Source organism: Corynebacterium faecale, assembly GCF_030408735.1.
Taxonomy (GTDB): domain Bacteria; phylum Actinomycetota; class Actinomycetes; order Mycobacteriales; family Mycobacteriaceae; genus Corynebacterium; species Corynebacterium faecale.
On record NZ_CP047205.1, the window covers coordinates 72751 to 93125 of the forward strand.

The following is a 20375-nucleotide window of genomic DNA, read 5'->3' on the forward strand; positions in this document are numbered from 1 at the left end:
ATCAGGTAACGGAACAGTCACAATTTCGTCTCTAACGAGTACAACGGTGAGATCGAGTGTGGCGGGACAACGGACAACGACGGAAGAAGATTCATGCTCCTGAAGGCCCAGCGATCAGCCGGAGGAAAACACCGCAAGATCCCCACCTCGCAAACCAAGAGCCGCGTAGCCCTGGTGGCCGTGGCCACGGGAGCGGTCTCGTCCGCGGGTATCGGGGGTGCCGCCGCCGCCACGCTGCAGACCCAGGCTGAAGCCTCGATCTCCCCGCAGGACACTGTCGGTGGCGTGCAGTTGGCCACCAATGACACCGCGCTGCCCCCGGACACGACGGAGACGGCCCCGCAGATCCTGACGATCTCAGAGTATAAGCCGGTAACCAATATCAACGAGCAGTTGGACAAGGCGGTTGAGTACGCCGCCGAGCGCACCGAGGCCGCCCGCGCTGAGGCCGCACGTCTGGAAGCAGAACGCATTGAGGCAGAACGCCTGGCCAACGCCTCATCCGTGGTCAAACCCACTGAAGGCACCTTCACCTCCGGTTTCGGTATGCGCTGGGGCAGCCTCCACGCAGGACTAGACATCGCCAACGTCGTGGGCACCCCAATTCTTGCGGCCATGGGCGGCACCGTCATCGACTCCGGACCGGCCTCCGGTTTCGGCCAGTGGATCCGCATCCAGCACGACGATGGCTCCATTGCCGTCTACGGACACATGGAAACCCTCGACGTCAGCGTCGGTGAGCAGGTCACCGCCGGCCAGAAGATCGCCGGCATGGGTAACCGAGGATTTTCCACCGGGTCCCACCTGCATTTTGAGCTCTACCCCACCGGCAGCGGCGCCGTCGACCCCGCCCCCTGGTTCGCCCAGCACGGCATCACCTTCTAACCTTCCCCCCCACCCGGGAGAAAACCCGGCCTTGGCCCTCAGGGCCGCGTCTGTGGCCGGGGTGCCGAACACGCTCCCGCTTATCGGGGGTTAGTGCGCTGAGTGCATTGAGGCTTAGTACAGGGGACTGTGTACTGTCTATCGTTATGAGCACGGTGACCCTGCCTCACATCTCCGCCTTGTCCCGGATGGGCCATGCCCTGTCCGATGACACCCGGACCGGAATTTTGCTGGCCCTGCGCCACGGGCCGGCTCGACCGTCCGAGCTGGCCCGGCAGTTGGCTGTCTCCAAGCAGGTGATGTCGAATCAGTTGGCCTGCCTGCGCGGATGCGGACTGGTGGTCTCCACCCCGCAGGGGCGCAACGTCTGGTATTCGCTGGCTGATCCTCGGCTGGGTCACGCCTTGGGCGAGTTGCTTGAGTTGGTGGTCACCATTGATCCGACCTGCTGCTCGCCGGATGGATGCACCTGTTCATGACCCTCCCAGGTAGAGGGCTTCGTCGGCAGGTTGCCGGGCGACCCTGGGCCTGCTGCCTTGACACCCCTGATTCCCACCAGAGATAGAACGGAACCCTCGTGAGCACTCCCACCAACCGCACCACCCGGCCGTCCGGGAACTGGAGAAAAGCCCGGATCATTGTCTGGGCATTGCTAGCCGTCGTCGTGATCGCCGGGATCGTGGCCTTCCTCATCGGCCGGGCGGACTCCACTTCTGCGCCCACCCCCGAAACTGTGGCCAGTGATGCGGGCCAGGTGGTGAGGGACAACAGTCGGGTGCTGTCCCAGGCGCCGAACGAGAAGGCTGTGCTGGTGGAGTTCCTCGACTTCGAGTGCGAGGCCTGCCGAGCGGCGTACCCCTTCGTGGAGGACCTGCGCGCGGAGTATTCCGACACCGTCACCTTCGTCCATCGTTACTTCCCGCTGCCGGGCCACCGCAACTCCATGCCGGCGGCCGTGGCCGTGGAGGCCGCCGCCCAGCAGGGCCAGTACGAAGCGATGTATCACCGCATGTTCGAGACCCAGTCCGAGTGGGGCGAGTCCTCGGAGGACCACAGTGCGGTCTTCCGCGGCTTCGCCGAGGACCTGGGCCTGGACCTGGCCGCCTATGACGCCGCTATCGCCGATCCGGCCACCGAGGCACGGGTCCAGCTCGATGTGGCCGACGGCACGGCCTTGGGTGTGCGCGGCACCCCGACCTTTTTCCTCGACGGCCAGCTTTTGACTCCGGACTCCCTGGAGCAGTTCCGGGCCGAGGTCGACGCGGCCGCCGCCGACTAACCCGAACCCATGACGCACCCACCCACCGCCGAAGACGAAACTGAGGTTCTCGTGACCGAGACGAACACTGATACCTCTCTACCGACCGTCGCCCGGGACCGTCCTTTCGCCCTCATCCTGCTGATCACCGGTGTGATCGGATGGGTGGCCTCGGGCATCCTGGTGCTCGAACGCCTGGCCCTCTACGAGGACGCCGAACATGTCACCACCTGCGACATCAACGCGTTAGTTTCCTGCGGAAAGGTGATGGGCACCTGGCAGTCCGAACTGCTCGGCTTCCCCAACCCCCTGATCGGCATCGTCGCTTTCGCCGTGGTCATCACCACGGCGATGGCCATGCTGTCCGGGGCCCGCTTCGCCGACTGGTACTGGGGGGCTCTGCAGGCAGGGGTGACCGTGGGCCTGCTGTTCATCGTCTGGTTGTGGTACCAGGCCCTGTTCGTCATCCACATTCTCTGCCTGTACTGCATGGTGGTGTGGGCCATGATGGTTCCGCTGTTCATCCTGCTTACCGTGCGCAACCTCGCTCATGGGCTCTTCCCCGCCTCCCCGGCTGTGGTGCGGTTTTCCTCCCAATGGGCGGGCACCCTGATCGCCGTGATCTACGTCGCCGTCGCAGCCTCGGTGTTTGTCAGCTTCTACTCCGATTTCACCAGCCTCTGACCTTGGCGAGCGGCCACTTCCCAGCGCCGGTGATTCCGGGGCCATGTGTGACGCAGGCCCAGACCTGGGGTGACCTGCATCAACTCGAATGGGCTTCGGGTGGGGACCTTCGTCACGTTCTCGGAACTTTCCGTTCAGCCGGACCGACAACTTGGGTATACCTGAATTTAGATCGGGTGTCGGCAGGAATCGCGAGCCGGGAGTGTGTGAGGCCAGTTCGCCGCGCCTGCCGGAAAAGAAGCTGTCGCGGTGGCGATGAGTTACTGTGCCGGTTTTTCAACTGCGAAAGGCATACGCTGTGGATCTTGTCGATGTCTCACGCTGGCAATTTGGCATCACGACTGTCTATCACTTCATTTTCGTCCCCCTGACCATCGGACTCGCTCCGCTGGTGGCAATCATGCAGACGGCCTGGCATCGCACCGGTAAAGATATGTGGTACCGCGCCACCCGGTTTTTCGGCACGCTGTTCCTGGTCAACTTCGCCATGGGCGTGGTCACCGGCCTTGTCCAGGAGTTCCAGTTCGGCATGAACTGGAGTGAGTACTCTCGCTTTGTCGGCGATGTTTTCGGTGGTCCGCTCGCCCTGGAGGGGCTGGCAGCTTTCTTCTTTGAGTCCATCTTCTTGGGCATTTGGATCTTTGGTTGGGGAAGAGTCCCCCGCTGGATACACCTGGCGTCCATCTGGATCGTCGCAGCCGCGACTAATGTCTCGGCCTACTTCATCATCGTGGCGAACTCCTTTATGCAGCACCCGGTGGGGGCGGCGATGAACTACGAGAACGGTCGCGCGGAACTGATCAACGTCTGGGAACTGCTGAGCAATCCGGTGGCCCTGGTGGCCTTCCCGCACGCGGTGGCCGGTTCCGTGCTTGTGGCCGGCACCTTCGTCGCCGGCATTAGTGCGTGGTGGATGGTGCGCGATCGTCGTCACGCCGCAAAGACGGGCGAAAACGCCGAGGATGCCGGGCAGTTGTGGCGGCCCCTGCTGCGCATGGGACTGTGGGTCACATTATTGGGGATCGTCTCCGTTTCCATCACCGGTGATCTGCAGGCCAAGGTGATGTTCGAGGTCCAGCCGATGAAGATGGCCTCCGCGGAGGCCCTTTGCTATACGGAGGAGGACCCGTGGTTTTCCATCTTGGCTATCAGCACGTTCAACGACTGCAACTCCGTCTCCGAGATTTTCAGTGTGCCCTGGGTTCTGTCATTCCTGGCCGGCGGCCAATTCAGCGGTGTAACGCTGCAGGGTGTCACGGACCTGCAGGCCCAGGCCGAGCAGCTCTACGGTCCGGGCAACTACTCTCCGAACCTGTTCGTGACCTACTGGTCCTTCCGTCTGATGATCGGCTTCATGGCCGCCTCCATCCTGGTGGTTATCGTCGGTTTCTGGTTGACCCGTAAGAAACGCACCACCGACAGGCGGTGGTTCGCCTGGCTGGGTCTCATCGCGATTCCGTTCCCCTTCCTGTCTAACTCCGCCGGCTGGATCTTCACCGAGATGGGGCGCCAGCCCTGGGTGGTGTACCCGAATCCTGACTTCGGTCCGGAGAATAGCCCGAACGGGGAGAACGACATCCACCTGATCGTGGACTTCGGGGTGTCCAACCACTCGGTGGCCACCGTCTGGATTTCCCTGATCGCCTTCACCCTGATCTACGGCATCCTCGCCGTGGTCTGGTTCTGGCTCATGCGCCGCTTCGTGGTTGCCGGGGCACTGGCATCTGGCGCTTCCGAGAACATCGTCGAGGACACCTACGGGCCGGACGCCGAGGAGCTAGAACCGCTGAGCTTCAACGCCGACAGCTCCGACGACTTCCCCAGCGCCGAAGAGTCCGAACCCGCCGACCGGGGTTCCGCAGCTGTCACCACGAAACCACGCCGACAGCGTGATGAGCGCACCGTTGATGAGAAGGGGAATTGATCATGGATCTGCAGACCTTGTGGTTCATCGTGATCGCTTTCCTGTTCGTCGGTTATTTCGTCCTGGAGGGTTTCGACTTCGGTGTCGGTATGCTTCTGCCCTTCCTGGGCGGTGACGGTGAGGAGCGTGCGCGGCGTCGCGACGCGGTGGCCACTAGCATCGGACCGGTGTGGAACGGCAACGAGGTGTGGCTTATCGTGGCGGTGGGTGGCATGTTCGCAGCCTTCCCTGAGTGGTACGCCACGATGTTTTCCGGTTTCTATCTCCCGTTGCTGCTCATTTTGCTCTCCCTAATCCTGCGGGGCGTCGCCCTGGAGTGGCGCGTCAAAGTCGACACCCAGGCCTGGCGGGACCGCTGCGATATCGGGTTGGCTATCGGCAGTTGGGTGCCAGCGATTTTTTGGGGTGTAGCCTTCGCCAATATCGTCCAGGGCGTGGCGATCGACGCCAACCGGCAGATCGATTCCAGTCTGACCGCGATGTTTGGCCTGTTCAATCCCTACGGTCTGCTGGGAGCGGGGACCTTCGTTCTGGTGTTCATGGTGCACGGCGCGACCTTTTTGGGGCTCAAGGTGCACGAACCGTTGCGCAGCCGGGCCCATCGCCTAGCCCAACGGCTGACTATCCCGACAGCCGTGGTGGCCGTCGGGTTCGCGGTATGGACTCAGCTGGCACATGGTGATCCCGTCATCTGGATCGCGGTGGGTGTGCTCGCACTGTGCGTGCTCATCGGTTCGGTGGCCATCATGCGGGGCCACGACGGCCTCGCGTTCGCGGCCACTGCCGTGGCTGTGGCCACCCTGGTGGTGCAGATTTTCGTCACCTTGTTCCCGAACGTGATGCCTACCTCCCTGCCGGGCGGGGTGTCTCTGGACATCTATAACGCCTCTAGTTCGGACTACACGCTGGTCTTTTTGTCCTGGGGTGTGCTGATCCTGGTGCCGTTCATCCTGGCCGCTCAGGGCTGGACCTTCTGGTCCTTCGCCAAGCGGATCACGGTGTGAGCCGCGTGCAGGGACCCATTGACCCCAGACTCCTTGCTCTGGTTCCGCCGGTGTGGGGCCTGATCCTGCGTACCGGCGTTCTGCAGGCGCTCACCACCGTGTTAGTGCTCGCCCGCGGGGTGCTCATCGGCTGGATCGCAGCCCGCGTCATCTTGGACCGCGGCGCCGACTGGGACGTGCTGACCTGGCCAGTGGTGGCACTTTTCGTGGTCATTGCTGTCCACGGCGTCGTGTCCGGTCATGCGCAACGCGCCTCCTCGGAGAGCGTCGGACGGGTCGTGGATACGCTGCGGGCCAAGGCTCTGACCGCGTTGCGACGCCGCGATCCCCGCCGCGTGCAGGAGGAATCGGCCCACTGGCGTGAGGTACTCACCGACGGTATCGAGGACTTCCGGCCCTACTTGAGCGAATTTCTGCCCTCGCTGGTCGCCGTCGTGCTGGCTACTCCGGCCGCTTTGGTGGTGGTGCTGGTGGCGGACCCGGTCTCCGGAATCTTGGCGCTGGTGACGGTGCCGCTGATCCCGGCCTTCATGGTGTTGATCGGCAAGCTGACCGCCGCGCATACCCGACGCCGCCTGGAGGTGACCGCTGCTTTGGGCGGGCAGCTGGCGGATCTACTCTCCGGCTCGCTAACGCTGCGGGCGCTGGGAGCCATCCGTCATCCGAGTAGGCAGCTGCGGTCCACGGGGCGTCGCCATGAAAAGGCCACCATGTCGGTGCTGCGCCTGGCATTCCTCTCTTCCTTCGCCCTGGAGTTCCTGGCCACCCTCGCGGTGGCGCTAGTTGCTGTGAGCATCGGGCTGCGCCTGGTGGACGGGAACATGGAGTTGACCGCCGGGCTGATCGCGCTGATCGTGGTCCCGGAGGTGTACAACCCGATCCGGCAGGTGGGTACGAACTTCCACGCCGCAGCCGATGGGCTGGCCGCCGTCGAGGAGATCTTGGAGCTGCTGGATGAGGATGCCAAAGCAACCGACACATCCGGGGCCGGAGCGGACCACCGCGGCCGGACCTATCTGACCCACCGCGAATCACCTGGAGACGCCCAACTGACGGTCACCGGCCTCAGCGTGAGAGGCCGCGACGGCATGAAGCCGGAGAACTTGAGCTTCACCGCCGAACCTGGGACGATCACCGTGTTGTACGGCGACAACGGTTCCGGAAAATCCACTGTGTTCCTCGCCGTCCTGGGCGCGCTGCCGGATGATCTGGTCACCGGACGGGTCGTCGCTGCGCCGTTGGTGCGCACGGCCTATCTGCCGGCCCGGCCGGTACTGGTGCAGGGCAGCGTAGAGGACAACCTCGTGCTGCTGGGTGCGGAGCGTGGGCCGGCCACCGAAACCGCTCGGAACCTGGGCTTCGACGTGTCGCTGGAACGCCGCCTCGGACCGGCGGGGGAAGGCATCTCGGCGGGCCAGGGCCAACGCCTGGCCCTGGCGCGCACCCTGGCGGGCGGCACCGGCCCCACGCTGTATCTGCTGGATGAACCTAGCGCGCACTTGAGTCCGGAGCTGGTGGAGGCCCTCTCCGCTGAGCTGCGGCGGCGTGCAACGGCCGGACACACGGTGGTGGTGGCCAGTCATGACGTCCGGCTGGCCGCGATCGCGGATGAGGTGGTGTACCTGTGAAGTCCGAATTTCGCGCCCTGAGCGCCATGCTGCGCCTGGCCGGCGTGCGCTACCGCGAGGTCGTCGCGGGTATCGCTGCCGGTTCCATCACGCTGATCTCTGCGTTGACCCTGACGATCGTTTCCGGTTGGTTAATCACCAAGGCTTGGCAGATGCCACCGGTGCTGGACCTCTCGGTCGCGGTCACCGCGGTGCGCGGCCTGGGCATCTCCCGGGCAGTATTCCGCTACGTGGACCGGCTGCTCAGCCACCGCATCGCGCTGCGGGCCCTGACCACATTGCGGTCACGGGTCTTCGACGCGCTGGCTTTTGACCACACCGGCACCGGCCGAGGACACCTCTTCACCCGCGGTGACGGGCTGGTGCGCCTGGTCGCCGACACCGAACGCATCACTGACGTCATCGTCCGTTCTGTCGTCCCCGGTGGGGTGGCATTGGTGCTCACCGTGTTCGCGGTGGCCGGCGCTACCTGGCTGCACCCGGCAGCGGGCCTGGTCCTGACTCTCGGCTTCATGGTCACCGGCCTTATCACCCCGTGGCTGGCGGTGCGGGCGGCCAGACGTTCACGCCGAGTGTTCGCCGAGGACAACCTCGACGTGGCCCTGGATGAACTGCTGGACCACCGCGTCGAGTTCGCCGCCGCCGGCCTGGGGGCGAAACGCGAGGAGTGGGCCCTCACGGCGTCGCGACGCAGCAGCGACGCCACCGTCGCCGCCGAGAAACCGCTGGCCACCTCACAGGTCTTGATCACCTGGTCCACCGGTCTGGCGGCGGCGCTGACCGTGGTCGTTGGCGCGCTGACCTACACCGGGGACCCCACCTGGCTGGGCATGATGGTGCTGCTGCCGCTGGCCGCCTTCGAGTCTCACGCCCAGCTCTCAGAAGCTGCGATCCACGCCGACGAGGCCTCCCGCAGCGCCCACCGACTCACCGACCTGGTCAAAGAATCCGACACCACTTCGGCGACGGACGGCGGGGAGGCGACGGCGTGGGAGCTCGATGGCTGTCACCTTAAAGCCACCGACCTACGTTGCCGCTTCGGCGATACCACCTGGCAGGTGGATCTGCCACCCGGTGAGCGCATGGTCATTCGCGGCCCCAGCGGTTGCGGCAAGACCACACTGCTGCAGACCCTGGGTGGCCTGGTGCCACCACGCAGCGGTTCTGTCACGCTGGGAGGGCAACGTGTGCCGGAGATCGACCCGGCCGCGTTGCGGAAGACCGTCCGCGTGCACGCGGAGGACGAATGGCTCTTCTCCACCACTATCCGACAGAACCTCCTCGTGGCCAACCCGGCCGCCAGTGACGGGGAACTATGGGAGGTCCTGCATGCGGTGGGGTTAGATGACTGGCTGCGGGAGACTGTGGGACCGGTCACCGACCCGCTGGACCTGCTGCTTGCCGACGGCGCGGGTTCCCTGTCGAGCGGGCAGCGCCGCCGTCTGCTGCTGGCCAGGGCGCTATGTTCCACCGCGCCGGTGCTGCTGTTAGATGAGCCGACCGAACACATTGACGCGGCAGATGCCGACGACCTGCTGGACACCCTCCTGGCCAAGCCGCTACCCGGACCGCGGACCCGACGCAGCGTCATCGTGGTCACCCACCGGTCGGATAAGCAGGACGGCGGGAACACTGAAGTCGGAGAAGTAGACATCCGCCGCTACGCCGACCCGGTGACGGAGCACCCCTAAGTGCTTATCTGCTTGTCGACGCCTCCTGAGCCCGGAGGCAAGTCGGGGTGAGCCGGTCACCGCAGGGTGATGCCGATGTGCTCGACACCCACCAAACCGGCATCGAGCTGCCCCTCACAAGGCAAGAGAACACCGCAATATAAGTACCCAGGTCCCCTGACCGTGTGGTCGGGGACCTGGGTGCTGCCCTCTTCGGTTTCTGCCCTAGTGCGAGTTGATCCTCGTTGACGGTGAGCATCTGCCTCACCATCCGGTAGGCGTGCTCGTCCCACCCTTGGCGTACAGCATCGCGGACGAGTCGGGAGCGTTCCCACCGGTGACCGCAGCCAATGACAGGGGTATTGTCGCGGCGGCGGCCGATCTCCCCGGGACAGAGACCTTCATCCACGTCGAACCCCTGGCGGGCAGTGACGCGCCTTGACTGTCCCTAGATCCCACTCCTTTCTCAGGGGCGAAGATCTGTTCGCTGAATGCGCCGTGCCCAGGCCGTCAACCCGACTTGGCTCAATTTAGTGCCGTCGTCACCCTGACTGGATCCGGTCGATGAGCTCCTGGACCGGAACCGGCAGCGGTGACGCAGCATGCACGGTTTGGCCGGCGACCTGAAGCTCGAAGGTCCGATACTTGCGCAACGTACGAACCAGACGCTTGAGAGACAACCCTGACCGCTGTTCCAGCAGGTGGCCCACAGCCATCGCGGCCATCACCACCGCCAGATGCGCGTCAATCGATTCACGCTTGTGGTGATAAATCGGCCGCGCTTTGAGATCTGACTTCGACATCCGGAACGTCTTCTCAATCTTGAGCAGCTGCCGATACGCCCCGATCACCTCCTCGGGCCCCAAGTCGATTCGGGAGGTTTCGTAGCCCTTGATCCCGGCCAGGGCCCTGTTCTTGTTCACCAACGCCCAGTTGACCTGCTTGTTCGGTGACTTCAGATCCACGAAGCGATTACGCTTGACCGCGATCTTGCCGGCCACCGCCTTCTCAGCCTTGGCCACCTGCTCGTCAATGCCTTTGAGGGTGCGCCGTGCCCTATCCCAGGAGTACTGGTAGTAGGTCACCTCCCCGACCACACCGTCTGAGGCTCCCTGGTCGGCACGGCTGCCGGACTGCCAGATCTGGCCGTGGGTGTAGTCCTGGCCCGGATGCTCCTTGCGCCACTGCGCGATCGGGGCCGGCAGCTGACGAAACTTCGTGCCGATGATGTAGTGCAACCCGGCGTCGACGATGGCCTTCTTGTTGCCAGCGGAAAACATGCCGGCGTCCGCCACGACAGTGATGTCGTCGGCGTCGAAGGAGTCCTGGAAGCGCCGGATCATCGGCAGCATCGTGCGGGTTTCGGCCATGTTTCCCTCGAACGCCCCGACCGCGAGCGGAAATCCTGACTGATCCGACAGCAGGCCGACGGTGATCTGTGGTTCCAGGCGTCGCTCCTTGGAAAACCCGGGTTTGCGGAATTCGTCGGCTTCGTCGGTTTCGAAGTACAGGGTCGTCACGTCGTAGAGGACCAGCACCCCGGGGCCGATCCCGGCATGGGTGGCACACGCCCGGGTGATCTGATCCCGGAAATCGGTGGTGGCATAGCGGGGTAGTCGTCGTTTGATCGTGGCGTAGCTGGCGCTGGCCACGCCGATGTCGGCCAGTGTTTCCACCGAGTCCAGTTTCGATCCCGGTTGCACGATCCTCGCGGTGACCAGGTCGACGAAGACCTGGTCGTTGTTGGTGGCCTGGTCGAAACCCAAGACTTGGTAGGCGGTGGTGATCGCATCGATGAGGTAACCGGCGCGTTCAGCGGTCACCGGGACTGGGGCCTCCTGGGTGCCGGTCGCCGCCGCGGTGGTGTCGACACCCAGATCAAGTGTCATCTGATCGCCGTCGAGGAGGCGTTGGGCCTGGGCTTTGAGCATCGCCAGTTCATCGTCGGTATGTGCCGAGCCGATGTGTTCGAGCTTTTTCGATCCGCGGTGTTGCGAGTACACGACCTGTACCGCGGTGGCACCGGAGGCGGTGGTGACGGTCCGGATGTAGGGGCTCACAAAGTTCAATCGTATCGGCGACCCCGGGCTTCACCCCCTTAGTGCACAGAAGTCAGGGATCGCACGCCTGAACCTACTGGTCTAGGTGTCAATATGGTGATGGTCACAGCACTTTGAGCCAAGTCGGGACCACGGCGCGACGCTGGGTCTCGTCGAGCTGCACGAACAGCTCGGGCCAGCGGTCCTCGATGTCGAACTTCGTAGCCACGGTGGGGCTCCCCTCTCCTGGGTCTGAGACCATTCTACCGGAGCAACCGAAAACGGTCCAGCGGTGGTTTCGGTGCGTCTAGGTTTCGGTGGTGAGTTTCGGTTGACCGATGCTCGGCGTGTCGGCGCTCTGGTCGACGTCGCCGGCATCCGCACCGGAAACGATCGTTATCGGTCAGGGCGAGGTGGTCGCGGGGATCATGGCGGCGATGGCCTCGGCCACGGCGCTCCGGAACTGGGGGTTCAGGCGGGTGTCGTACATCGACTCGAAGCTCCACAGCCCGTCCGCGGCGAGCCGGGCGATGAACATCGCGAACGCACGCGGGTCGGTCGCTGCCTCCTCTGCGGTGGGCGTCCACCGCGCCACGACGCCATCCCACTGCGCGGCGAGGCCGGCGTGCTTGGAGAACTCGAGAATCAGGGCCAGCTCGGCGCTACCGGCCGACTCGGTCGCCACCCGCGCGTACGCGGCCAACCGTTCCTCCGGCGTCGCCTCCGCGGCCGTCTTGCCGGCGGCTGCCTCCATCGCTCCCTCCCAGAACACGATCAAGTGCTCTTGGATGCCCCACAGCAGGGCCTCCCGGCTCGGGAAGTAATACATGAGCCCGGCCTTGGTCAGCCCGGCCTCCTGCGCGACAGCATCCAGGGTGATCCCGGTCACCCCGTCACGCTCCGCGACGCGCAGCGCGGCGTCAAGGATGTTGGTGCGCTTGCTAGGTCGCGTCACCGCGCACCTCCCGTCCTCGAATCGCCCGGCACCGAGCTTGGCTGGCGAGCCTCGCCCGAGTTACTATACCATTTGGTAGGTTGCTTGAATCGTCTGAGTTCCGGTAAGGGGTCGCGGCCCCACCCAGCTCCTCTCGAAAGTCGAATGATGAAGAAGTGGATACTCCTCGCCTGCGCGATCCTCAGTGAGGTCACCGGGTCGCTCTCCCTCAAAGCCGCGCTCGGTCATCCGGGCTGGTATGCGCTCGTGGTCGCCGGTTTCTTCTGCGCGTTCATGTTCCTCGCGCTCGTCCTGCGCGAGCGCGTGCCGCTCGGCGTCGCCTACGGCATCTGGGGAGCCTCCGGCGTCGCCCTCACCGCGATCCTGTCCACCCTGATCTACGGTGAACCGCTCACCCCGATCATGGTCGGCGGGATCGTGCTCATCATCCTCGGCGTGCTGACTATCGAACTCGGCTCCCAACGCGCCGCCCGCCAGAGGCAGGCGGCGAGCTGATGGCCTGGCTGTTCCTCGCCGGCGCGATCGGCTTCGAGGTCGCCGCGACCCTCTCCCTGCGCATGGCCACCCACGGCCGCAAGCTCTGGTTCGTCGCGGTCATCGCCGGCTACATCGTCGCGTTCACCATGCTGGCACTCGCCCTCGACGCGGGGATGGCCCTCGGCGTCGGCTACGGCATCTGGGCCGCCTGCGGCGTCGCCCTCACCGCCATCCTCTCCAAGCTCCTCTTCGACGAGCCGTTTTCGTGGATCATGGCCGCCGGCATCGCCCTTGTCGTCGGCGGCGTCCTCCTCGTCGAACTCGGCGCCGCGCACTGAGCCGTGGCCGACACACCGCGGGCCGCTGCCGGCGTGCGGTCAGCGTTCGAGTTGGCCGGGCCGGTCGGCGGTAGGTCCGTTCGCTCGTACTGCGGTGACCGTGACGGCGCGGGCCTGCGGGGCGCTTGGGAATGACGCTGCCCTTACGTTCGTCACGGCGCCGGCGAGAGGGGAGCGCTCGCCCTCCTGGGTGAGCGTGAATGCCTCGACGACCTCGGCGCGGTCGAGCGGGATTCGGTAGTGCAGCTCGCCGTCGGGGAACTCGTCTTCGAGCTGCGCGTCGGCCTCGTCGACGCGCACGTGCACGACGGCTGATCCGTAGCCGGCGGCCTCGCCGTCGACGTGCGTCGAGACGTACGCCTCCGGCGTGTTCTCACGTGTGACCCGACTTGGCTCAATTTAGTGCCGTCGTCACCCTGACTGGATCCGGTCGATGAGCTCCTGGACCGGAACCGGCAGCGGTGACGCAGCATGCACGGTTTGGCCGGCGACCTGAAGCTCGAAGGTCCGATACTTGCGCAACGTACGAACCAGACGCTTGAGAGACAACCCTGACCGCTGTTCCAGCAGGTGGCCCACAGCCATCGCGGCCATCACCACCGCCAGATGCGCGTCAATCGATTCACGCTTGTGGTGATAAATCGGCCGCGCTTTGAGATCTGACTTCGACATCCGGAACGTCTTCTCAATCTTGAGCAGCTGCCGATACGCCCCGATCACCTCCTCGGGCCCCAAGTCGATTCGGGAGGTTTCGTAGCCCTTGATCCCGGCCAGGGCCCTGTTCTTGTTCACCAACGCCCAGTTGACCTGCTTGTTCGGTGACTTCAGATCCACGAAGCGATTACGCTTGACCGCGATCTTGCCGGCCACCGCCTTCTCAGCCTTGGCCACCTGCTCGTCAATGCCTTTGAGGGTGCGCCGTGCCCTATCCCAGGAGTACTGGTAGTAGGTCACCTCCCCGACCACACCGTCTGAGGCTCCCTGGTCGGCACGGCTGCCGGACTGCCAGATCTGGCCGTGGGTGTAGTCCTGGCCCGGATGCTCCTTGCGCCACTGCGCGATCGGGGCCGGCAGCTGACGAAACTTCGTGCCGATGATGTAGTGCAACCCGGCGTCGACGATGGCCTTCTTGTTGCCAGCGGAAAACATGCCGGCGTCCGCCACGACAGTGATGTCGTCGGCGTCGAAGGAGTCCTGGAAGCGCCGGATCATCGGCAGCATCGTGCGGGTTTCGGCCATGTTTCCCTCGAACGCCCCGACCGCGAGCGGAAATCCTGACTGATCCGACAGCAGGCCGACGGTGATCTGTGGTTCCAGGCGTCGCTCCTTGGAAAACCCGGGTTTGCGGAATTCGTCGGCTTCGTCGGTTTCGAAGTACAGGGTCGTCACGTCGTAGAGGACCAGCACCCCGGGGCCGATCCCGGCATGGGTGGCACACGCCCGGGTGATCTGATCCCGGAAATCGGTGGTGGCATAGCGGGGTAGTCGTCGTTTGATCGTGGCGTAGCTGGCGCTGGCCACGCCGATGTCGGCCAGTGTTTCCACCGAGTCCAGTTTCGATCCCGGTTGCACGATCCTCGCGGTGACCAGGTCGACGAAGACCTGGTCGTTGTTGGTGGCCTGGTCGAAACCCAAGACTTGGTAGGCGGTGGTGATCGCATCGATGAGGTAACCGGCGCGTTCAGCGGTCACCGGGACTGGGGCCTCCTGGGTGCCGGTCGCCGCCGCGGTGGTGTCGACACCCAGATCAAGTGTCATCTGATCGCCGTCGAGGAGGCGTTGGGCCTGGGCTTTGAGCATCGCCAGTTCATCGTCGGTATGTGCCGAGCCGATGTGTTCGAGCTTTTTCGATCCGCGGTGTTGCGAGTACACGACCTGTACCGCGGTGGCACCGGAGGCGGTGGTGACGGTCCGGATGTAGGGGCTCACAAAGTTCAATCGTATCGGCGACCCCGGGCTTCACCCCCTTAGTGCACAGAAGTCAGGGATCGCACGCCTGAACCTACTGGTCTAGGTGTCAATATGGTGATGGTCACAGCACTTTGAGCCAAGTCGGGCGGTGACGGAGCACCCCTAAGTGCTTATCTGCTTGTCGACGCCTCCTGAGCCCGGAGGCAAGTCGGGGTGAGCCGGTCACCGCAGGGTGATGCCGATGTGCTCGACACCCACCAAACCGGCATCGAGCTGCCCCTCACAAGGCAAGAGAACACCGCAATATAAGTACCCAGGTCCCCTGACCGTGTGGTCGGGGACCTGGGTGCTGCCCTCTTCGGTTTCTGCCCTAGTGCGAGTTGATCCTCGTTGACGGTGAGCATCTGCCTCACCATCCGGTAGGCGTGCTCGTCCCACCCTTGGCGTACAGCATCGCGGACGAGTCGGGAGCGTTCCCACCGGTGACCGCAGCCAATGACAGGGGTATTGTCGCGGCGGCGGCCGATCTCCCCGGGACAGAGACCTTCATCCACGTCGAACCCCTGGCGGGCAGTGACGCGCCTTGACTGTCCCTAGATCCCACTCCTTTCTCAGGGGCGAAGATCTGTTCGCTGAATGCGCCGTGCCCAGGCCGTCAAGGTCCGGGTTCGCCTCGCGCCCCACGCAGCCGTGCGTGTTCTGCCGTCTCGCGGCGAAAACTGTTGCGACGGTCACCGGGGACGCGCCACCTTCTCCGCTGAATCCACGGATCTGCGGGCCACCCTGATATGCGGGGGTTCGTGAGCTAGTTTGTTCGTTCGGTTAGGAGCGGGCGAAGCGGGCGATGGCATCGGTGACTTCCTGAAATTTCGCGTCTGCAGCCTCGCCTCCCGACTGGGCGGCATCGCGCACGCAGTGCCTCATGTGGTCATCGAGCAGGCCCAGGGCGACATTGCGCAGGGCGGAGTTGACCGCGGAGACCTGGGTGAGGATATCGATGCAGTACTGCTCCTCGTCGACCATGCGGTGTATGCCCCGGACCTGGCCCTCGATGCGCTTGAGGCGGGCAAGGTAGCGGTCCTTATCGTTGATGTAGCCGTGGGTGGTGTGGCAGGTGCCTGCCGTTTCGTCACTAGGGACGGTCTGATCAGGGGTGAGGGTATTCATGGGGGTCTCCTTGCTAAAAAGGGGCCGGCTGGTAAGTCGTGGGGTTGGTGAGAAGTTCGATCAGGATGGCAGGCGTGAGGGAAGGTGGATTAGGCATTGATCGGCTGTCGGGGGCTGGCCTCAGTCGTGTTTGGTGCGGGGGCTGTCGCACCGTGACTGGACGTGAAACCACGCAGTCGCAGGGAGTTGGACACGACGAACACGGAGGAAAATGCCATCGCGATACCGGCGAGGATGGGGTTGAGCAGGCCGATGGCGGCCACCGGAATGAGGGCAACGTTGTAGGCGAAGGCCCAGAACAGGTTGCCTTTGATGGTGCCGAGTGTGCGGCGTGACAGCCGGATCGCGTCGACCGCGGAGCGCAGGTCGCTGTTCATCAGGGTGATGTCAGAGGCCTCGATGGCTACATCTGTGCCTGCCCCCATGGCCAGGCCCAGGTCAGCCTGGGCGAGTGCGGCGGCGTCGTTGATGCCGTCGCCGACCATGGCGACATTCTTGCCCTGCTTCTGCAGCCTCTCGATGACTCGGACCTTGTCCTCCGGCATGACCTCGGCGATGACGTGGGCCGGGTCGATGCCGACCTCGGCGGCTACCGCCTTCGCGGCGCCGGCGTTGTCACCGGTGAGCAGCATCGGGGTCAGGCCCAGCTTCTTCAGGCCGGCCACCGCGGCGGCGGAGGTCGGCTTGGCGGTGTCACGCACGGTGATCACCCCGGCGTTGCGGCCGTTGATCTGGACGACCACCGGGGTACCACCCAGGGTTTGGGCGTGAGTGAAGGCACCCTGCAGGGGGCCGGTCAGTCCACCGGCGGGGCGTCCGACGGTCACACTGTGGCCTTCCACCATGCCGGTGACTCCCCGGCCGGCGGCGTTGGCGAAGTCGGTCACCTCGGGCAGGGTTTGGGTGCGTCCGCCTTCCCGGGCGATGGCTTGGGCGATGGGGTGTTCGGAGGCGAACTCGACGGCGGCGGCCTTGGTCAGAACATCGTTACGGTCAAATCCGTCGGCAACGGTGACGCCCGTGACAGACATGACGCCGGTGGTCACGGTGCCGGTCTTGTCCATGACAATGGTGTCCACCTTCTTGGTCGACTCCAGCACCTCGGGGCCCTTGATCAGCAGACCCAGCTCGGCACCACGGCCCGTACCCACCAGCAGGGCGGTCGGGGTGGCCAGACCCAGGGCACACGGGCAGGCGATGATCAGCACCGCGACCGCGGCGGTGAAAGCCGTCGCCAGTCCGGCATCGAGGAGGAAGACGTGGGTCAACAGCGTGAGGATCGAGATGACGATGACCACGGGCACGAAGACCGCAGAGATCCGGTCGACCAGGCGCTGCACCGGGGCTTTCTTCGCCTGGGCGTCGGTGACTAGCTTGGCCATCTGCGACAGCGTGGTGTCGGCACCGGTGCGGGTGACCTCCACCAGCAACCGCCCTGAAGTGTTGAGGGTGGCACCGGTGACCTTGGAACCCTTGGTGACCTCCACCGGCACGGACTCACCGGTGAGCATGGATTCATCCACGGCCGAGGATCCCTCGGTGACACGACCGTCGGTGGCAATCTTCTCGCCCGGGCGGACGACGAAGACATCACCAATCTTGAGCTGGCCCACCGGGACGCGGACCTCCGCGCCGTCGCGGATGACCGCGGCGTCCTTGGCACCCATGTCGAGTAGCTTGCGCAGCGCCGCGGAGGACTGGCCCTTGGCCTTGGTCTCAAACCAGCGACCCAGCAGCAGGAAGGAGATCACCACTGCCGCGGTCTCCAGATAGATCTCGTCCATGGTGGAGTTTGTCGGCAGCAGGTGAATCTCCATCGTCATGCCAGGATGGCCGGCATTACCGATGAACAGGGCCCACAACGACCACAGGTAGGCCGCCCCTGTGCCGAGCGTGATGAGCGTGTCCATGGTGGTCGCGCCGTGGCGCAGGTTAACCAGGGTGGCCCGGTGGAAGGGGGCACCGCCCCAGAAAAACACCGGGGTGGTCATGGTAAGGACAGCCCACTGCCAGTTGGTGAACTGCAATGCGGGAATCATGCTCAGCAGGACGATTGGCACCGTGAGCAGTGCGGAGATGATCAGGCGATTCTTCAGGTCAGCGGCCTCATGCTCGCGGGCGGTGTCGACCTGACTCCGGGCACCGCTGGAACCTGAAGCCACTGTCGCGGCGTCGTCCGTACTGTCGCCGCCATCGTCCGTGGCACCTGACATGGTGAAGGCACCGTAACCGGTGGCCTTAACGGTCTCGATGAGGTTGTCAGGGTCGACTTTCGCCGGGTCATAGCGCACGGAGGCCGATTCGGTGGCGAAGTTGACGGTCGCCTCCACACCGTCAAGCTTGTTGAGTTTGCGTTCCACCCGCGACGAACACGAGGTGCACGTCATTCCGGTCACGCCGAGATCGATCTGGAGCAGGTCGACCGCTGGTTGAGTCGGGGTCATCACTTATCAGTCCTCCGGGAGAGTGTATGGGTAATTGTTGTCCAGTGCGGGCGACAATCCCCGCCTTCCATAACCCTAACCATATACCCCTTGGGGGTATAATGTAAGGGTGGGTAATGTCCGCGAATCTGCAGATAAAAACGGGCCCGGCCCCGCTGTGACGCAGTGCAGCAGCCGGGCCCTGGGGGTGGGAACTAGGGCTTGAGGGTGTAGCCGGCCTCCTTGATGGCGGCGGCGATATCCTCGTCAGTGAAGTTCTCTCCGGTTACCTCCACGCGGCCGGTGCCGGGGTTCGCCTCCACGGAGTTTACGCCTGCCACCTCGCGGACCTCTTCCTCGACGGAAGATTTGCAGTGGCCGCAGGTCATGCCTGTGACCATGTAGTTCTTGGTGACGGTTGTCATGTGAATGTCCTTTCGAAGGTGGGTTGGGCCGGAGGGGGCGAAGTGATGTCAGTGCTGGGATGCCCCTTCGACTATCTTCCAATTTATACCCATGGGGGGTATAAATCAAGAGGGTGGGCAGTCATGGCAAGCGCAAGAGATATCGGGGCCCTGCGTCACCCTCCCGTGCTGCCTCGACCTCACTCGAACCACGTTGCAATTACTTCCGGTCAGGGTGTCCTTGCCGCTCTGGCTCAGGTCTTTCGGGCGGTGTCCAGCATGGTGGTACGTGATAGGTCATGTTGTGCTCCCTATTTTGCATCGATCCGGACAGCGGACCGGCCGACCCGCGCCCTCGACCCTAAGGGCCTCTCGGCGGGAATCACGGGGTGAAACCATGAAGATTTCATGAAGAAAATCCCTCCTTCATCCCGCGGCTGTGCTGCTGGAGGGGTGGCTCCAATGCCGGCCCCCACTTTCCTGGGAATAGGCCTGCCCTATGTGGGCTGTGACCAGCCATTTCCTTACGTCGCTTGGGGTTGCCTTCCGGTACGCAAGCTCAGTCGCCAGGTCCGTGTATGTGTCGTGGAGAGTGGGTATTCGTGCCCACTGCGGGTCCAGGTCTGCTTGTTTTGCCTGGGGAATGCGCGGATGGGGAAGTCATCGGGGTGGGGCATCTCCCATTGGGTCGCTATAGTCATCTCGGAACGGTAACGCCATGATCACAATCCCGCATAGGGAAACGACGGAAGAAGATTTAATGCGACTGACGGCTCAGCGGGCTCCCCGAGGGAAACATCGCAAGATCACCACCTTGCAGACCAAGGGGCGCGTGGCGCTGGTGGCCGCGGCCGCCAGTGCGGTCTCCTCGGCCGGTATCGGTGGGGCCACCGCGGCCACACTGCAGGCCCAGGATGAAGCCCCGGTATCGTCGGAGGTCGCCTCCGTCGATGTGGAGCTGGTGGCCAATGACACTGTCCTATCCTTTGATGCGGCACAGGTGGCACCGCAGATCTTGACGATCCCGGAGTATAAGCCGGTAACCAACGTCGACGAGCAGCTGGACAAGGCGGTGGAGTACGCCGCCGAACGTGCCGAGGCTGATCGTGTGGCCCGTATTCCCTCCGTGGTGAAGCCGGCCGAGGGTATCTTCACTTCCGATTTCGGTATGCGCTGGGGCAGCCTCCACCAAGGCATTGACATCGCCAATGTCGTGGGTACCCCCATTCTCGCAGCGATGGGAGGCACCGTCATCGACTCCGGCCCGGCCTCCGGTTTCGGCCAGTGGATCCGCATCCAGCACGACGATGGCTCTATTGCCGTCTACGGCCACATGGAAACCCTTGACGTCAGCGTGGGTCAGCAGGTCACCGCCGGCCAGAAGATCGCCGGCATGGGTAGCCGAGGATTTTCTACCGGTTCCCACCTGCATTTTGAGCTCTACCCGTCCGGCAGTGGTGCCGTCGACCCCGCCCCCTGGTTTGCTCAGCACGGCATCACCTTCTAAACCCACCCCACCGGGGAGAAAACCCGGCCCCGGCCCTCTGACTGCGTCTGTGGTTGAGGCGTCGAACATGCTCCCGTTTATCGTGGGTTAGGTCCTGTTAC

20 protein-coding genes are annotated in these 20375 nt (G+C 64.2%); 13 read left to right on the top strand and 7 right to left on the bottom strand.

Features of this window, described 5'->3' with window-relative positions; genetic code table 11:
• Positions 1-93: 93 nt before the first annotated feature.
• The 9 genes from CFAEC_RS13855 (at position 94) to CFAEC_RS13895 (ending at position 9495) form a co-directional block, all read left to right on the top strand.
• Positions 94-885: a M23 family metallopeptidase gene (locus CFAEC_RS13855; RefSeq protein WP_018297431.1), complete on the top strand. Its 792-nt coding sequence runs from the start codon at positions 94-96 to the stop codon at positions 883-885.
• 146 nt (positions 886-1031) lie between these two features.
• Positions 1032-1364 (top strand): ArsR/SmtB family transcription factor, encoded by a 333-nt coding sequence (locus CFAEC_RS13860; RefSeq protein ID WP_126121953.1) that lies wholly within the window; start codon positions 1032-1034, stop codon positions 1362-1364.
• Positions 1365-1462: 98 nt separating this feature from the next.
• Positions 1463-2164: a DsbA family protein gene (locus tag CFAEC_RS13865; RefSeq protein ID WP_259428637.1), complete on the top strand. Its 702-nt coding sequence runs from the start codon at positions 1463-1465 to the stop codon at positions 2162-2164.
• A 9-nt stretch (positions 2165-2173) separates the two neighbouring features.
• Positions 2174-2827 carry a vitamin K epoxide reductase family protein gene (locus tag CFAEC_RS13870; protein WP_259428638.1) on the top strand — a complete coding sequence of 218 codons (654 nt, stop codon included), beginning with the start codon at positions 2174-2176 and terminating at the stop codon, positions 2825-2827.
• Between the two features lie 298 nt (positions 2828-3125).
• Complete coding sequence (locus CFAEC_RS13875; protein WP_040355493.1) at positions 3126-4751, top strand: cytochrome ubiquinol oxidase subunit I; 1626 nt, start codon at positions 3126-3128, stop codon at positions 4749-4751.
• A gap of 2 nt (positions 4752-4753) precedes the next feature.
• Positions 4754-5755 (top strand): cytochrome d ubiquinol oxidase subunit II, encoded by a 1002-nt coding sequence (cydB, locus tag CFAEC_RS13880; protein ID WP_003847484.1) that lies wholly within the window; start codon positions 4754-4756, stop codon positions 5753-5755.
• A gap of 5 nt (positions 5756-5760) precedes the next feature.
• Positions 5761-7383 carry an ABC transporter ATP-binding protein/permease gene (locus CFAEC_RS13885; protein ID WP_040355498.1) on the top strand — a complete coding sequence of 541 codons (1623 nt, stop codon included), beginning with the start codon at positions 5761-5763 and terminating at the stop codon, positions 7381-7383.
• A gap of 26 nt (positions 7384-7409) precedes the next feature.
• The gene (gene cydC, locus CFAEC_RS13890; protein WP_040355500.1) at positions 7410-9074 is read left to right on the top strand and encodes a thiol reductant ABC exporter subunit CydC; all 1665 of its coding nucleotides are present in this window, start codon (positions 7410-7412) and stop codon (positions 9072-9074) included.
• A gap of 259 nt (positions 9075-9333) precedes the next feature.
• Entirely contained in the window at positions 9334-9495 is a 162-nt protein-coding gene (locus tag CFAEC_RS13895) for a hypothetical protein (RefSeq protein WP_290280054.1), read from the top strand.
• Between the two features lie 100 nt (positions 9496-9595).
• Here CFAEC_RS13895 and CFAEC_RS13900 read toward each other — a convergent pair whose 3' ends face one another.
• Positions 9596-11113: an IS1634 family transposase gene (locus CFAEC_RS13900; protein ID WP_290280056.1), complete on the bottom strand. Its 1518-nt coding sequence runs from the start codon at positions 11111-11113 to the stop codon at positions 9596-9598.
• A 382-nt stretch (positions 11114-11495) separates the two neighbouring features.
• Positions 11496-12047, bottom strand: a complete 552-nt coding sequence (locus CFAEC_RS13905) for a TetR/AcrR family transcriptional regulator (RefSeq protein WP_070424264.1) — start codon at positions 12045-12047, stop codon at positions 11496-11498.
• 147 nt (positions 12048-12194) lie between these two features.
• On the opposite strand from CFAEC_RS13905, the gene CFAEC_RS13910 reads away from it, so the two are divergent.
• Together CFAEC_RS13910 and CFAEC_RS13915 are read left to right on the top strand one after the other, a co-directional pair.
• Positions 12195-12542: a DMT family transporter gene (locus tag CFAEC_RS13910; RefSeq protein WP_108720374.1), complete on the top strand. Its 348-nt coding sequence runs from the start codon at positions 12195-12197 to the stop codon at positions 12540-12542.
• Positions 12542-12862, top strand: coding sequence for a DMT family transporter (locus CFAEC_RS13915; protein ID WP_108720365.1), 321 nt, complete (start codon positions 12542-12544; stop codon positions 12860-12862). The genes CFAEC_RS13910 and CFAEC_RS13915 overlap by 1 nt, the downstream gene beginning before the upstream one ends.
• Before the next feature lie 39 nt (positions 12863-12901).
• Here the strand turns inward: CFAEC_RS13915 and CFAEC_RS13920 are convergent, their stop codons facing one another.
• Entirely contained in the window at positions 12902-13162 is a 261-nt protein-coding gene (locus CFAEC_RS13920; RefSeq protein ID WP_290280064.1) for a hypothetical protein, read from the bottom strand.
• A gap of 111 nt (positions 13163-13273) precedes the next feature.
• On the bottom strand, positions 13274-14791 hold the full coding sequence (locus CFAEC_RS13925; RefSeq protein WP_290280056.1) for an IS1634 family transposase: 1518 nt from the start codon (positions 14789-14791) through the stop codon (positions 13274-13276).
• Positions 14792-15198: 407 nt separating this feature from the next.
• On the opposite strand from CFAEC_RS13925, the gene CFAEC_RS13930 reads away from it, so the two are divergent.
• Entirely contained in the window at positions 15199-15360 is a 162-nt protein-coding gene (locus CFAEC_RS13930) for a hypothetical protein (RefSeq protein WP_290280054.1), read from the top strand.
• A gap of 235 nt (positions 15361-15595) precedes the next feature.
• Here CFAEC_RS13930 and CFAEC_RS13935 read toward each other — a convergent pair whose 3' ends face one another.
• From CFAEC_RS13935 to CFAEC_RS13945, 3 genes are all read right to left on the bottom strand, one after another.
• On the bottom strand, positions 15596-15940 hold the full coding sequence (locus CFAEC_RS13935; protein ID WP_259428641.1) for a metal-sensitive transcriptional regulator: 345 nt from the start codon (positions 15938-15940) through the stop codon (positions 15596-15598).
• Between the two features lie 89 nt (positions 15941-16029).
• Positions 16030-18384, bottom strand: a complete 2355-nt coding sequence (locus tag CFAEC_RS13940; RefSeq protein ID WP_290280066.1) for a heavy metal translocating P-type ATPase — start codon at positions 18382-18384, stop codon at positions 16030-16032.
• 194 nt (positions 18385-18578) lie between these two features.
• Complete coding sequence (locus CFAEC_RS13945) at positions 18579-18788, bottom strand: heavy-metal-associated domain-containing protein (protein WP_290280068.1); 210 nt, start codon at positions 18786-18788, stop codon at positions 18579-18581.
• A 739-nt stretch (positions 18789-19527) separates the two neighbouring features.
• On the opposite strand from CFAEC_RS13945, the gene CFAEC_RS13950 reads away from it, so the two are divergent.
• Positions 19528-20274 carry a M23 family metallopeptidase gene (locus CFAEC_RS13950; RefSeq protein WP_290280070.1) on the top strand — a complete coding sequence of 249 codons (747 nt, stop codon included), beginning with the start codon at positions 19528-19530 and terminating at the stop codon, positions 20272-20274.
• Positions 20275-20375: the final 101 nt, after the last annotated feature.

Excerpts from the sequence above, each read along its gene's own strand:
- CFAEC_RS13855 (WP_018297431.1), top strand. The coding sequence starts at position 94 with ATGCTCCTGAAGGCCCAGCGATCAGCCGGAGGAAAACACCGCAAGATC.
- CFAEC_RS13860 (WP_126121953.1), top strand. The coding sequence starts at position 1,032 with ATGAGCACGGTGACCCTGCCTCACATCTCCGCCTTGTCCCGGATGGGC.
- CFAEC_RS13870 (WP_259428638.1), top strand. The coding sequence starts at position 2,174 with ATGACGCACCCACCCACCGCCGAAGACGAAACTGAGGTTCTCGTGACC.
- cydB (WP_003847484.1), top strand. The coding sequence starts at position 4,754 with ATGGATCTGCAGACCTTGTGGTTCATCGTGATCGCTTTCCTGTTCGTC.
- cydC (WP_040355500.1), top strand. The coding sequence starts at position 7,410 with ATGCTGCGCCTGGCCGGCGTGCGCTACCGCGAGGTCGTCGCGGGTATC.
- CFAEC_RS13910 (WP_108720374.1), top strand. The coding sequence starts at position 12,195 with ATGAAGAAGTGGATACTCCTCGCCTGCGCGATCCTCAGTGAGGTCACC.
- CFAEC_RS13915 (WP_108720365.1), top strand. The coding sequence starts at position 12,542 with ATGGCCTGGCTGTTCCTCGCCGGCGCGATCGGCTTCGAGGTCGCCGCG.
- CFAEC_RS13935 (WP_259428641.1), bottom strand. The coding sequence starts at position 15,940 with ATGAATACCCTCACCCCTGATCAGACCGTCCCTAGTGACGAAACGGCA.
- CFAEC_RS13940 (WP_290280066.1), bottom strand. The coding sequence starts at position 18,384 with ATGACCCCGACTCAACCAGCGGTCGACCTGCTCCAGATCGATCTCGGC.
- CFAEC_RS13945 (WP_290280068.1), bottom strand. The coding sequence starts at position 18,788 with ATGACAACCGTCACCAAGAACTACATGGTCACAGGCATGACCTGCGGC.
- CFAEC_RS13950 (WP_290280070.1), top strand. The coding sequence starts at position 19,528 with ATGCGACTGACGGCTCAGCGGGCTCCCCGAGGGAAACATCGCAAGATC.